The organism is Streptomyces sp. NPDC057486, assembly GCF_042802415.1.
GTDB classification, from domain to species: Bacteria; Actinomycetota; Actinomycetes; order Streptomycetales; family Streptomycetaceae; genus Streptomyces; species Streptomyces yanii.
The window spans coordinates 13,184-27,218 of the sequence record NZ_JBHVEE010000131.1 but is presented as its reverse complement, the minus strand read 5'-3'; the positions used below and the strand labels follow the sequence as shown (position 1 = coordinate 27,218).

The following is a 14,035-nucleotide window of genomic DNA, read 5'->3' as shown; positions in this document are numbered from 1 at the left end:
GGGCCCGGCGGCGTCCGGTGCGTGCGATCGCACGGCGGAGGGTCGTCCTCGTACCGGACGTACTCGGACGACCCCGACAACGCAGCGAGCGTGCGTGCCGGGCGTCGCCGGGCAGGCGGGACTTCCGACACACGCCCCAGTGCCCGTCCGGGCGACGGCCCTTCCCGCGCGATGCGAGGAGGGCCGTCGTGCGGTTGCTTGCGAGTCCGTGGCCCGCAAGGTCTGCACCAGAAGAGCGTCGCCCGAGCAGGACGTCGCAGGGGCGGGCGTTTGCGCTGTTCCCCGGTTGTCAGGAACGCGGGGTGAGGCGCGGCCCGCCCCTCCGATGGTTCTACTTGCGCAGCGCCGCCAAGTTGTCGTAACCGATCCGCGCATGGTTCAGGGACTGCGCGGGGACGGCCGAGCTCGGTGCGTTGTCCTGCTCGACCATCGGGTTGTGGTAGTTCTTCGCCCCGACACGGCGGAAGAACGTCCGGTAGTCGATGACCCCGGTACCGAAGGGGACCATGTCGTAGCCGTTGCCACTGTTGGTGTTGATGACGCCGTCCTTGGCGTGGAACAGCGGGTAGCGCTTGGTGTTGCCGCGGACCAGTGCCGCCGGGTCGAAGATGTTCTCCTGCTGCGACCCGTCGTGCGCGGTGTAGGTGTGGAACTTGTACTGCGCGACGTGTGCCCAGAAGATGTCCATCTCCAGCCATACGGACTTCGGGTCGGTGACCTGAAGGAAGTACTCGAGCTTGCGGATACCGGAGCTGCGGGTGGGGCGGCCCTGTGCGTCCAGCGGACCGCCGTCGAGCAGGAAGCCGTAGGCCGCGTCGTGGTTGTGGGTGTACAGCTTGATGCCCGCACCCTGAGCGATCTGTCCCAACGTGTTCCACTTGTCGGCGGCCACGTCCCAGTCGGCACGGTAGGCGCTGCCGGTGGGGTCGCCACCGGTGCCCATGTGTTCCATGCCGAGGATGTTCGCTATCTCGAGGTGGCGCTTGAACTGGTCCAGGTCGTTCTGGTTCAGCGGCCAGGACGACGGGATGAAGCCGTGGTTGCCCTGGGCGCGCAGACCGTACTCGTCCAGCCACGAGCGCAGCAGCTTCGCGCCTTCCACCGATTCGAGGTTGTTTCCACCGGGTGCGTTGGCGTGCTGGCCGTACCCGGCGAACTCGACCTGCTTGTAGCCGTAGCGGGCCAGCTCCCCGAAGACCCCACGGAAGCCTGAGGGAAGGGTGGTGGTGAGCGGATCCCGGCCCGTGGCGTCGCGCACGGTGTACAGGATGATTCCTCGCTTGTCCGCCGGAACCAGATGCAGGCCGACGCCCTGCCCCTGGTCGGGGGCGGGCTGGGCGAGGGCCGGCGACGCGCCGAAGGCGGGCGCGGCGATCGCCGCTGCCGCAGCGGCCGTGCAGGTGCTCAGGAAGCGGCGGCGGCTGACGCCGAGGCTGCGGCGCAGGGCGCTGTCGGTTCCGGATTCGTCGTTGTACGCGGTCACGGTCTCTCTCTTTCTCGAAGATGCTCGAAACGCTGTGCGCGGACCGGTCATGCGAGGCCGGCAAGCGTGAGGAGCAAGGACTTCACCTCGGTGGCCCGGACGGGGCCGGTGAACGCGTGGGGGGTGGAGCACAGGATGAGCGGACCTTCTTCGTCGCTCGTGGGAAGGCGGCCGTGGCTGCCGCGAATGGGTGAGGGGTCCAGCGGCACAACCGCCATGCGGTAGCGCATGCCGAGCTTCTTGCGGGCCACGGCGGTGGCCGCCTTGACCCGGACGTACGGGTCCTGGGGGTCCAGGAAGAGTTCGACCGGGTCGTAACCGGGTTTGCGATGGATCTCGACGAGCTGCGCGAAGTCGGGGGCGCGCGCGTCGTCGAGCCAGTAGTAGTACGTGAACCAGGCATCGGGGTCGGCGACGGCGACGAGCTCGCCGGAGCGCGGGTGGTCGAGGCCGTGGGCCTTCTTGCCCTCGTCGTCGAGGAGCTGTTCGATGCCCTGGACGTCCTGGAGAGCTTCACGGGTCGCATCGAGATCCTCGGGACGGCGTACGTAGATGTGGGCGAGCTGGTGGTCGGCGACGGCGAAGGCGCGGGAGGCCATCGGGTCCAGGTACTCCATGCCGTCCTGGGTGTGGACCTCCAGCAGGCCGGCGCGGCGCAGTGCCCGGTTGATGTCGACCGGGCGGTCGACACGGGTGATGCCGTACTCGGAGAGCGCGACGACGGTGCGCCCCTCGCGGCGGGCGTCGTCGAGCAGCGGGGCCATGGCCCGGTCGAGTTCGGCCGCCGCCCGGTACGCGCGGGGGTCGTCGGGCCCGTAGCGCTGCAGGTCGTAGTCGAGGTGCGGCAGGTAGCACAGGGCCAGGTCGGGGTGACGGGTGTCCAGGATGTGCCGGGTCGCATCGATGATCCACTGCGAGGACACGAGGTCGGCGCCGGGTCCCCAGAAGTGGAAGAGGGGGAAGGTGCCGAGCTTTTCGGTGAGTTCGTCGTGGAGGGCGGGCGGCCGGGTGTAGCAGTCGGGTTCCTTGCGGCCGTCGGCGTAGTAGACGGGTCGCGGGGTCACGGTGATGTCGGTGTCGGCGCCCATCGCGTACCACCAGCAGATGTTGGCGACGGTGTAGCCGGGGTGGGCGCGGCGGGCGGCGTCCCAGAGCTTGTCCCCGGCGACGAGGCCGTTGTGCTGGCGCCAGAGGAGGACGTCGCCGAGCTCGCGGAAGTACCAGCCGTTGGCGACGATGCCGTGTTCGGCGGGGGTGGTGCCGGTGAGGAAGGTGGACTGGGCCGCGCAGGTGACGGCGGGCAGCACGGTGCCGAGGGGGGCGTGGGTGCCGGACTCGCCGAGGGATGCGAGGTGCGGCATGTGGTCGAGGAGCCGGGGGGTGAGGCCGACGACGTCGAGGACGAGGAGGGGGGTGGGGGCGCCGGTGGGGGACGTGCCCGTTTCGACGGCTGTCATGGAAGCTCCTTGAGGCCGAGGTCGACCAGGAGGTCGCGGGCGAGGGTGAGTTCGGCAGCGATGCCGTCGGCGAGCTGGGGCCGGCTGCGGGGGCGCAGCTCGGCGGGGAGCGCCTGCCAGGTGTACGTCTCGACCTCCAGGTGACGGGTCACCGGCCGGGCTCCGCCGACCAGTCGGGTCAGCGTGGACTGGAGCACCGGGAGGGTCGATGTGAGCGGTGGGGCGGGGGGTGCGTGCAGCGGGACGTGGAAGTGGGCGCGCCATGGGGTGCCGTCGGGCAGTGCCTGGCCGGTGACCGCCTCGTCGAGGTCGTCGGTGCCGCGCAGTCCGTGCGTGGTCCGGGTGCGGGTCTGGTGGAGGAAGCGGGGTTCGGCGAAGGCCGCGAGGGCGGTGCGCACTTCGGGGAGGTGCGGGTGTTCGGCGTGGAGTGCGGCGGAGAGCTGGCACTTGGCGACCTGGACGCCGGCTGCGGCGAGTGCGTCGAGGGCGTTGTCCGGGTCCTCGAACGAGGTGGCGAGATGGCAGGTGTCGATGCAGATGCCGATGCGGTCGTGTCCGACGGCGGTGAGCGGTGCGATGGCGTCGGCGGTGGTCTCGACCGTGCAGCCCGGTTCGGGTTCGAGACCGATCCGGATGGACTTGCCGGTCAGCTCGGCGAGGACGTCGAGCCGTTCGGCGAGGGTACTGAGTGCGGTGTGCGCGGTGCGGACGGCTTCCGGGTCGCCGGTGTACGGGGTGCGCCAGGCGATCGGGAGGGTGGAGATGGTGCCTTCCGTGACGTCGTCCGGGAGCAGGGTGGCGAGCAGCCGGGCGAGATCGGAGGTGTGGGCGAGGCGTTCGGCGTCCGTCCAGTCCGGCTTGTACACGCGGTACTTGACCTCTTCGGCACCGAAGCCTTCGTACGGGAAGCCGTTCAGGGTGACGACTTCGAGGCCTCGGCGGTCGAGTTCGGCGCGCAGGGAGCGCAGTTGCGCGGGGTCGTTGATCAGGGTGCTCGCGGCGTCCTTGGCGAGCCAGAGGCCGATGCCGAGGCGGTCGCGGCCGAGACGTCTGCGGACGGGTTCGCAGTGGTCGCGCAGCTGGGCACGGACACCGTCCAGGGTTTCGGCGGGGTGGACGTTGGTGCAGTAGGCGAGGTGGACGGTGGATCCGTCGGGGTGGCGGAAGCGCATCGGATCACTCCCCGCCACGGAGGATGGAGTTCCCCTCGTGGAGTGGATCGGGGGTGGCGAGGTCGAGTTGCAGGCGGCCGCTCTGACCGTAGAAGGCGACGGGGTTGCGCCAGAGCACCTGGTCGACGTCGTCGTCGCTGAACCCGGCGGCGAGCATGGCGTCGCCGACCTTCCGGGTCTTGAGGGGGTCGCTCCTGCCCCAGTCGGCGGCCGAGTTGACCAGGACCTTCTCGGTGCCGTGGGTCCTGAGGATCGCGATCATGCGGTCCTCGTCCATCTTGGTGTCGGGGTAGACGGAGAAGCCGGCCCAGCAGCCGCTGTCCATGGCGTCCTTCACGGTCGTCTCGTTGAGGTGATCGAGCAGGACCCGCTCCGGGGGGAGGTGGGATTCGCGGATCACGTCGATGGTGCGGTGCAGACCGGCGAGCTTGTCACGGTGCGGGGTGTGGACGAGCGCGGGCAGCCCGTGGTCGGCGGCGAGCTGCAGCTGGGCGGCGAGGGCGGTGTCCTCGGCGGGGGTCATGGAGTCGTAGCCGATCTCGCCGACGGCGACGACGGAGTCCTTGACGAGATACCGGGGCAGGGCGTCCAGGACGGGGGTGCAGCGCGGGTCGTTCGCCTCTTTGGGGTTGAGGGCGAGGGTGCAGTGGTGGGCGATGCCGTACTGGGCGGCGCGGAAGGGTTCCCAGCCGAGCAGGGCGTCGAAGTAGTCGAAGAAGCTGGCGGGCGAGGTGCGGGGCTGGCCGAGCCAGAAGGAGGGTTCGACGAGGGCGCGGACACCTGCGTCGTACATCGCCTGGTAGTCGTCCGTGGTGCGGGAGGTCATATGGATGTGGGGGTCGAAGATGCGCATCAGAAATCCTCCGTCGGGGCGGCTGGGGCGGGGGCCGTGAGGCTGAGGACGTGACGCAGGTCGCTGGGGACGGCGCGGCCGGCGGCGGTTCGTTCGGCTGCGAAGTCGCCCAGCATGCGGGCGAGTTCCGCGTCGCCGCGGGCGCGGTGGGCCAGTTTGTCGACGGCCTCGACGGGGACGCCGGTGAAGAGGCACTTGAGGACGGCGTGGCGCCAGTGGTGCGTGTCGAGATGGGCGGCGGCGTACGGACCGACGGCGGCGGCGACCAGCCGGGTGTCGTTGGTGCGCAGGGCGTCCTCGACGAGGTGGAGGGCGGTGGGGCCGAGCTCCAGCCGGTGGAGCGTGAGGAGGACGGCGCGCCGCTCGGCGGCGGTGCCCTGTTCGTAGAGTCTGGTCACGGCGGGGAGGGCGGCGCGGGCTTCGAGGAGCAGCAGGGCGCGTACGGAGTCGGCGTGCTCCAGTCCGCAGTGCCTGCCTGCGGCGGCGAACCGCAGCTCCCACGGGGGTGCGGCGTACGGGCCCGCGGGTGCGGTGTCCTCGTGGTCGGCGGCGTGCGCGGCCTCGGCGAGGGCCTCGTCGAGCCAGGCGCGTGCGGCGCCGCCGAGCTGGGTGTCGAGTTGCTCACGGGTCAGCAGCAGGGGCGTCTGCGGCGAGGCCGGCGGGGTCATCGGCATGACGTCGCTCCCTTCGGGAGTCTCGACGGGATGCGGGAGCGGAGGAAGTCGATGGAGCTGCGGGCGAGTTCGGGACCGGCGTGGGAGTGGCGGGGCAGTTCGACCACGGTGAGGCCGCTGTATCCGGTGTCGCCGAGCGTGTCGAGCGCATCGAGGACGGGCGGGAAGTCGATCTCGCCGTCGCCGAACGGCAGATGCTCATGGATGCCCCGGCGCATGTCCTCGATCTGGACGTGGCGCAGCCAGGGTGCGGCGTCCCGGACGCAGTCCGCGGGTGAGGAGGGCTCCAGGCACTGGCAGTGGCCGATGTCGAGGGTGAGCCCGAGTGGTTCCGGGTCGCCGCTGAGGAGGCGCAGGTGGTGGAAGTCGGAGAGATCGGCGAGGAGATGCCCGGGTTCGGGCTCGATGGCGAGCGGGACGCCGGTTCGGTCTGCGGCCACGAGCACCGGGGCCAGGGCATCGGTCAGCCGCTGCCAGGCCGTGTCGGGCGTGGTGTGGGGTGGGGTGATGCCGCTGAAGCAGTGCACGGCGTGGGCGCCCAGGTCGGCGGCGACTTCGACGGCCCGGACCAGGAGCCGGGTGCGGGCGGCGCGGGCCTCCGGGTCCGGGTCGAGGAGGGACGGGCCGTGCTTGCGGCGCGGGTCGAGTACGTAGCGGGCACCGGTCTCGACAGTGACACCCAGCCCGAGCTGTTCGAGCCTCTGTGCCACGCGGCGGGTGCGGGCGGCGAGGTCCGGGGCGAGCGGGTCGAGGTGCATGTGGTCGAGGGTGAGGCCGACGCCGTCGTACCCGAGGCCCGCGAGGAGCGCGAGCGCGTCGTCGAGGCGGAGGTCGGTGAGCCCGTTGGTGCCGTAGCCGAGGCGGATGGTCATGTGGGGCTCACCTTCCGGGCGAGTGTGCGGGCGAGAGGGACGAGCCCCATGACGGCGAGCCCGGTGCCGGCCGCTCCGGCACGGGCGGCGAGCGCGGCCTGGAGCGGGATCATCGCCCGGATGCCGCTGCCCACGGCGCGCTGGGTCAGCGGCGGGGACGGGTTGAGGGTCGCGTGGAGGAGCGGCTCGGCGGCGGTCCGGAGGTAGGCGCCGGTGAGTGCGGTGAGGAGGATGCGGGGCGAGGCGGGGGTGGCCGCGGATGCTCCGGGTTCGGGGCGGTGGCTGCCGCCCGACGCGCCTCTTCCCGGGCCGGGGGGCGCGTCCCCGGGCCCCCGCTGCTCGCGCGCCGCGGTGGCGCCGAGCGCGATGACCGCCGCGAGCGCGGAGAGGGGCGCGACGGTGGAACCGCCCTGCGTCTCGTGGCGCGAGACGGCGGTGACGGCGTAGGTGTGCGCCCCGAGCAGGGCGGCGGCGGGGAGTGCGGCCCTGAGCGGGAGGGCTGCTTGCCGGGACGGTTCCCCTTGGCGCGGCTGCGCATCCCCGGCTGCTTTCGCCAGGGCGCGGCCGCCCCTGCCGACGAGCCGGGCGATCGGTCCGCGCAGCCGCTTCCCCGCGGATACCGGGGTGGGTGCGGGTGCCGGGACGAGGCCTGTCGCAGGGCCGGGCGCGGTGACCGTGCGCGTGCCGGAGTGCTCCGGCTCCGCACCTGTCCCCCATGTCGCGGTGGCGCCCAGCAGCAGGTCAAGGGTGCGCGCCGTGGCCATCGCGGCCGGCCCCGCCTGGGTGTGTTTCAGGTGGAGGTCGTAGGCCCAGACCGTTGCGGCCAGGCCGGAGGCCACCGTCAGTGCCGGGCGGCCGGCGCGGGCTGCGAGGAACAGGCCCGCGGCCGTCAGCGCGCCTGCTGCCGTGAGGGCCGCGGCCGGGGTGATCCGGCCCGAGGGAATCGGGCGGTGCGGACGGTCGACGGCGTCCTCGTCGCGGTCGGCCCAGTCGTTGAGGGCCATGCCCGCCTCGTACAGGCAGAGGGAGGCGCCGACGGCCAGCGCGGTGCCACGGCCGGGACGCCGTCCGATGGCCGCGGCCCCGGCGAGTGCGTCCCCGGGGACGGTGAACAGCGCCGAGATCCGCAGCAGCTCGGCCCAGGCCCGTAGGGTAGCTGTCACTTCTCCCCCCGCAGCCGTTCGGCGAAGGCCAGCAGCGCGATGTACTGCTCGGACAGTGCGGCGGGACCGCCGTCGGGGTCCTTGAAGTAGAAGCCGAGTTCGGGCCGCGGGCCGGTCAGGCCCACCTCCTGGGCGCGGGCGAGCAGCCGTGCCAGGTCGAGGACCAGCGGGGCGGCCAGCGCCGAGTCGCAGCCCTGCCAGGTCGTCTGGAGGACCATGCGGGAGCCGAGGAATCCGTCGAACGCGATGTGGTCCCAGGCCGTCTTCCAGTCGCCGAGCGCGGGCACGTCGTCGATGTGCACCTCGCCCTCGGGCGCGGCGCCGAGCGTCTCGGCGAGGACACGCTCCTTGCCCGCGTTCTTGGCCGCTGCCGCGCCGGGGTCGGCCAGTGCCGCTCCGTCCCCGCCGCCCAGCAGGTTCGTGCCGGACCAGGCCCGTACGGGCAGGGCGCGTTGCACGAACATCGGGGCGAGTACGGAGCGGAGCAGCGTCTGGCCCGTCTTGCCGTCGCGGCCTGCGTGAGGAAGTCCGCAGTCCGCGACGGCGTCCTGGAGCGCGGGAGCGCGCAGTCCGGTGGAGGGGGTGAAGTTGACGTAGGGGCACCCGGCCCGGAGCGCGGCCGCGGCGTAGAGCGAGCTGGCGGGCAGCCGGTTCTCGCCGGGTTCCGGGACGGGCTCCGTCGACGCGACGTTGACGACGACCGTGCGGGCCAGGTTGCCCCGGCGGCCGAAGTCGGTGAGGTCTGCGGCGAACGCGGAGATGAGTTCCTCGTCGGTGCGGGTGTCACCGGGCAGCGGGCCACCCGGGCGTATCTCGGCGTCGGCGGCCGCGAGTTCGGTCCCTACGGCGGAGGGCAGCCCGTGCGGGAGCACTCCCCCGGCGGCCAGTGCCTCCGCCCGTTTGGGGAGTGGACAGCCGACGGTGTCATGTCCGCCGAAGACCAGGGAGGTCAGCGCCGGCAGCCCGCTGTCGGCGAACGGCGCGGTCTCGGTGACCATGCCTGCCGCCGGGTGGAGGCCCGCCGCGACGGCCGCGCAGCCCGCCATGGCGGTGGTGGCGACGGAGCCGCGTGCTCCGATGAACCAGACTCCGGTACGAACGGCGTGTGCTGACACGGGCTGCCTCCCTGACTGGGGATCCTGGCTGGGTGGTGCAAAAAGAGCGGCGCTGATCGATTCGAGGCGGATACGGGTGGGGGTGACGGCGGGCGGGGTAGGGCCTTTGCCCCGCCCGCCGTCGGACTGCGGCTGTCGCGCCTAGGAGGCGGGCAGCTCCTTCAACTCGATGTTGCGGAAGGACACATGGTCGTCGGCTCCGTGGTTCTGGAGGCCGATGTAGCCGTCCTTCAGGCTGCGGACGGGATCGGTGTTGGTGAAGTCGTTGATCTTGACTCCGTTGAGGAAGACCTGGAGCCGTTCGCCCTGCACCTTGATCTCGTAGCTGTTCCACTGGCCGGGCGGCCGCAGGACCTCGTCACGGGCCTTGATGTTCGCCGCCTTGAAGGTGTAGATGGAGCCCGTGGTGCGGTCGGGCGCATCGGTGGCGTCGATCTGGACCTCGTAGCCGTTGTTCACCGCGGACCAGGGGTCGTCGGACGCCGGGAAGCCGACGAAGACACCGGAGTTGTCGTCGCCCTCCAGCTTCCAGTCGAGCTTCAGCGAGTACGACCCGAGCTCCTTGGCCTGGTAGGTGAGGAGACCCATGCCGCCCTCGGAGCGGAGTTCACCGTCGACGACGTTGAACTTCCCGGGGCCGGCCTGCTTCCAGCCTTCGAGTGTCTTGCCGTTGAAGATCGTCCGGTAGCCGGTGTTCGGCTTGCAGTCGGCCTGCACCTGTCCGGCCGCATAGCGGACGCCGCCGAGGAGGAGCTGGCGGAAGGCCGGTTCGGCGTACGACTCCTTGGTGTGGCCGAGGCCGGTGTAGAAGGAGCGGCCGCCCTGGTAGGTCTGGCACCAGGTGATCGGGTGATCGCCCTTCATGGTGCCCCCGGTGTAGGTCGTTTCGTCAAGGGTGGCGAGGACCTTCACCTTGTCGCGCGGGTTGGTGCGGTAGTTGTACAGCTCGTCGGTCCGGTTCCAGGCGTCGTCGAGGTGGGCGGTCGCCGGGTGCTTGTGGTCCTCGACGCGGACGGTGACGGGCTGGATCGCGGGGTGCCCGGCGAAGTACGCGCCGACGAGTCCGCCGTAGAACGACCAGTCGTACTCGGTGTCCGCGGCGGCGTGCACGCCCATGTAGCCGCCGCCGGTGGCGATGTAGTTCTCGAACGCCTTCTGCTGGTCGGCGTTGAGGACGTCACCGGTCGTGGAGAGGAAGACGACGGCGTCGTAGCGGGCCAGGTTGCTGGTGGTGAACTGGCCTGCTTCCTCGGTGGAGTCGACGGTGATGTTGCTCGTCGCGCCGAGTTCCTTCAGTGCCGCGATGCCCTGGGGAATCGCGTCGTGGCGGAAGCCGGCCGTCTTCGAGAAGACCAGGACCCGCTTGGCGGTCTTGTCGGGGGCGCTGTTGGAGAGCTCGAAGTCGTCGACGTCGTAGAGCGCCCCGTCGCCGCCCTTGAAGACCAGGAAGAGCTCGGTGGCCTTCCCCGGGACGCCGCGCAGCGGTACGTCGATGTCCTGGAAGTTCTCCCAGCCACCCGTCACCGGCACCGGTGCGGAGCCGAGGATCTTGCCGGTCGCGGAGCCGGACCGTACTTCGAGGAAGCCGCCCGCGCCGCCGGACGAGATCCGGGCGGTGAGCTTGGTGGAGTCACCGAGAATGTACGGCTTGAAGGCGATCCAGTCGCCGTTGTTGATGTCGCCGACCGTCTTGCCGCCGTGCGCAGCCGCCTTGTCGTACGTCCGGATGCCGGACGACGCGGTGAAGTGCTCGGCCTGGCGGTGGCGGGGCTGAAGCTGCGACTGGTCGTGGCCGGAGAGCGCGGCCTGGCCGCCGCCCCCGCCATCGGTGTACGAGGCGTCGATGACACCGAAGATGTTGGCGTTCGGGTCGTGTCCGCCGTCGATCTGGGTGCTGATGGTGCCGGTGCAGCCGTTGGCCGTGGTGATCGGGTGGCCGTGGCTGTCATGGCCGAGCACGAAGCGGACCTCGACCTTCGAGCAGTCGATCGTGCCGTCCTCGGGGTCGGTGACGGTCACCTTGAACGGGATCTTGTCCCCGAAGCTGAACAGCTGCCCGTCACCCGGGAGTTCCAGCTTCACCGTGGGCGCGGTGTTGCCGACGGTCACATGGACGCTGGCCTTTCCGGTGCGTCCCGTGGGGTCCTTGGCGGTGACGGTCGCGGTGTAGGTGCCGTTCTTCTTGTACGTGTACGTGGGGTTCGCGGCGGTCGACGTGCCACCGTCACCGAAGTCCCAGGCGTAGGTGAGTGTGTCGCCGTCGGAGTCCGTGGTGCCGGCCGAGGAGAACTGCACCTTCAGCGGGGTGGTGCCGGACGTCTTGTCCGAGGTGGCTTCGGCGACGGGCGAGTGACCGCCGGTGGCGTTCTCGATGCGGTAGAGCGCGGAGTTCTCGTCACCACCGAACCAGGCGAGACCGTAGTCGAGGACGTACAGCGCCCCGTCCGGGCCGAAGGCCATGTCCATCACCTGGGTCCCGGTCCACGGGATGTTGTTGATGGACCGGACCGTGCCGTCGCCGTCCTGCTCGATGCGCTTGATCCAGCGCCGACCGAACTCACCGGCGAAGAAGTCCCCGTCGTACGCCTCGGGGAACTTCACGGGCGAGTCGAGGTTGGCGTCGTAGCGGTAGACGGGGCCGCCCATCGGCGACTCGGAGCCGGTGCCGAACTCGGGCACGGATCCGCCGTCGTACGGGATCCAGGCGGGCTGCGACGGGGGCAGATCGACCAGTCCGGTGTTGTGCGGCGAGGTGTTCTTCGGCGCGGCGCAGTCGAAGGTCGCGCCGGACGTCTTCGTCGCGAAGTCGTAGTCGACGAAGGGGTCGTTCTTCCCGGTGCAGAACGGCCAGCCGAAGTTGCCCGCCTTGGTCACCCGGGCGAACTCGACCTGTCCGCCCGGTCCGCGCTTCGGGTCGGCCGCGCCCGCGTCGGGACCGTAGTCACCGACGTACGCAATGCCGGTGGCCTTGTCGACGCTGAAGCGGAACGGGTTGCGGAAGCCCATCGCGTAGATCTCGGGCCGGGTCTTGTCCGTCCCCGGGGCGAAGAGGTTGCCCTCGGGGATGGTGTACGAGCCGTCGTCGGCGACCTTGATCCGGAGGAGCTTGCCGCGCAGGTCGTTGGTGTTGCCCGAGGTGCGCCGGGCATCGAACGCCGGGTTGCGGTCGGGACGTTCGTCTATCGGCGTGTAGCCGTCGGAGGCGAAGGGGTTGGAGTCGTCACCGGTCGACAGATACAGGTTGCCCTGCGCGTCGAAGTCGATGTCGCCGCCGACGTGGCAGCAGATGCCGCGCGACGCCTTGACGTCGAGGACCTTCTTCTCGCTGCTCAGGTCGAGGGTGCCGTCCTGGTTGAGGACGAAGCGGGAGAGCCGGTTGACGCCGTCGAACTTGGCGAAGTCGGCGGCGGTGCCGGTCTCCGGGGCATCGCCGGGCGGTGTGTCCAGCGGCGGCGCGTAGTAGAGGTAGATCGCCCGGTTCTTGTCGAAGTTCGGGTCGATACCGACGCCCTGGAGGCCTTCCTCGTCGTGCGAGTAGACGGGGATGACGCCCGAGACCCTGGTGTTGCCGGCGCTGTCGGTGATCCGCAGCTCGCCGTTGCGCGAGGTGTGCAGGACGCTGCGGTCGGGGAGCACGGCCAGGGACATGGGTTCGCCGGTCTCGGCGACCCCCTTGGCGAGGGTGACCTGCTGGAAGTCCTCGGTCGCCGCCGCGTCGGACGCGGCCGGCGAGGTCGGGCCCGATGCGGCTGCACCGGGCGGGGCGCCCAGGGCGAGGGTGGCCGCGGTGAGCAGGCCGCCGGTGAGCAGGGCCAGGGTTGTACGGAATCGGGGCCGGGTTCTGGTTCTGTGCACGAGTGTCCTCCGGAGAGTGCCGGTTGTACGGGCGAGTGCTGCCGTGCCGTTCCGCGCGGGGACTGCCGCGCAGGTCACCGAAGGCCCGGTGGAGCTCCGGTGACGCGAGTCATGTGGTGTACACCAAGGGGACGGTAGACGGGTTCGTCCGGGGTGGAAAGCCCTTGTGCAGGAGTTAAGTTGAACTTTTTCCTACATCAGGACAAAGGGGGTTTTGGGCAGCCCGGACCGTCCCGACGGCACATGTGCCACCGGGCTGCAACGACCTGCCCCGCTACCCGCCCCGCCGGGGCTCCGCCCCGGACCCCGGTACTCACCCGCCGGACGTACTGAAAAAGCGCGAGTGAGGAGCGGAGGTCCGGGGGCGGAGCCCCCGCGAGGAACCGTCAGTCGCCGCCCCCGAATGCCGCGTCGAACGACGCAGCCGGTGGGTCGAAGTCGTACCGCTTCAGCGTGGCAAGCGCTTCCGGTGCGCCCGCCAGCCGGTCCATCCCGGCGTCCTCCCACTCCACCGAGACCGGGCCTTCGTAGTCGATCGAGCGGAGCATCCGGAAGACGTCCTCCCACGGCACGTCACCGTGCCCGGCGGAGACGAAGTCCCAGCCGCGCCGCGGATCGCCCCAGGGAAGGTGCGAGCCGAGACGGCCGTTGCGCCCGTCGAGACGCTTGCGGGCCTCCTTGCAGTCCACGTGGTAGATCCGGTCCCGGAAGTCGTAGAGGAAGCCGACCGGATCGAGGTCCTGCCAGACGAAATGGCTCGGGTCGAAGTTCAGCCCGAACGCGGCCCGGTGGCCGACGGCCTCCAGGGCCCGGTGCGTGGTCCAGTAGTCGTACGCGATCTCGCTGGGGTGCACCTCGTGGGCGAACCGCACGCCCTCCGCATCGAACACGTCGAGGATCGGGTTCCAGCGCTCGGCGAAATCCTCGTAACCGCGCTCGATCATCCGCGGCGGCACCGGCGGGAACATCGCCACCAGGTGCCAGATCGACGAGCCGGTGAAACCGATGACCGTACGGACCCCGAAGGCGGCGGCCGCGCGGGCGGTGTTCTTGATCTCCTCGGCGGCCCGCTGCCGTACCCCTTCGGGCTCGCCGTCGCCCCAGATCCGGGCCGGCAGGATGCCCTGGTGACGTTCGTCGATCGGGTTGTCGCAGACCGCCTGGCCGACGAGGTGGTTGGAGATCGCCCAGCACTTCAGACCGTACTTGTCGAGCAGCTGCCGCCGCCCGTCGAGATAACCGGGGTCGGCGAGTGCCTTGTCGACCTCGAAGTGATCCCCCCAGCAGGCGAGTTCGAGACCGTCGTAACCGAAGTCCCGGGCGAGCCGGCAGACCTCCTCCAGCGGCAGGTCGGCCCACTGACCGGTGAAGAGCGTGAAGGGACGGGGCAT

Annotated in this window: 10 protein-coding genes; all 10 read right to left on the bottom strand. The window is 70.8% G+C overall.

Translation table 11 applies throughout. The features are described from left to right. Positions 1-331 precede the first annotated feature (331 nt). A complete protein-coding gene (locus ACFU6I_RS38550) occupies positions 332-1,483 on the bottom strand; it encodes a sugar phosphate isomerase/epimerase family protein (protein ID WP_384376046.1) in 1,152 nt (383 codons plus the stop codon). A gap of 47 nt (positions 1,484-1,530) precedes the next feature. Continuing rightward, on the bottom strand, positions 1,531-2,940 hold the full coding sequence (locus tag ACFU6I_RS38545) for an alkaline phosphatase family protein (RefSeq protein WP_384376043.1): 1,410 nt from the start codon (positions 2,938-2,940) through the stop codon (positions 1,531-1,533). Then, on the bottom strand, positions 2,937-4,112 hold the full coding sequence (gene eboE, locus ACFU6I_RS38540) for a metabolite traffic protein EboE (protein ID WP_384376040.1): 1,176 nt from the start codon (positions 4,110-4,112) through the stop codon (positions 2,937-2,939). Before eboE ends, ACFU6I_RS38545 begins: the two co-directional genes overlap by 4 nt. A gap of 4 nt (positions 4,113-4,116) precedes the next feature. After that, complete coding sequence (locus ACFU6I_RS38535; protein WP_384376037.1) at positions 4,117-4,965, bottom strand: TatD family hydrolase; 849 nt, start codon at positions 4,963-4,965, stop codon at positions 4,117-4,119. Then, a complete protein-coding gene (locus ACFU6I_RS38530) occupies positions 4,965-5,639 on the bottom strand; it encodes an EboA domain-containing protein (RefSeq protein ID WP_384376034.1) in 675 nt (224 codons plus the stop codon). Before ACFU6I_RS38530 ends, ACFU6I_RS38535 begins: the two co-directional genes overlap by 1 nt. Beyond that, entirely contained in the window at positions 5,630-6,511 is an 882-nt protein-coding gene (locus ACFU6I_RS38525) for a sugar phosphate isomerase/epimerase family protein (protein WP_384038137.1), read from the bottom strand. Before ACFU6I_RS38525 ends, ACFU6I_RS38530 begins: the two co-directional genes overlap by 10 nt. Next, positions 6,508-7,674, bottom strand: a complete 1,167-nt coding sequence (locus tag ACFU6I_RS38520; protein ID WP_384376030.1) for an SCO3242 family prenyltransferase — start codon at positions 7,672-7,674, stop codon at positions 6,508-6,510. Before ACFU6I_RS38520 ends, ACFU6I_RS38525 begins: the two co-directional genes overlap by 4 nt. After that, on the bottom strand, positions 7,671-8,789 hold the full coding sequence (locus ACFU6I_RS38515; protein ID WP_384376027.1) for an inositol-3-phosphate synthase: 1,119 nt from the start codon (positions 8,787-8,789) through the stop codon (positions 7,671-7,673). The genes ACFU6I_RS38520 and ACFU6I_RS38515 overlap by 4 nt, the downstream gene beginning before the upstream one ends. Positions 8,790-8,930: 141 nt before the next feature. Then, positions 8,931-12,644, bottom strand: a complete 3,714-nt coding sequence (locus tag ACFU6I_RS38510) for a ThuA domain-containing protein (RefSeq protein WP_384376024.1) — start codon at positions 12,642-12,644, stop codon at positions 8,931-8,933. A 386-nt stretch (positions 12,645-13,030) separates the two neighbouring features. Next, positions 13,031-14,035: a sugar phosphate isomerase/epimerase family protein gene (locus ACFU6I_RS38505; protein ID WP_384376021.1), complete on the bottom strand. Its 1,005-nt coding sequence runs from the start codon at positions 14,033-14,035 to the stop codon at positions 13,031-13,033.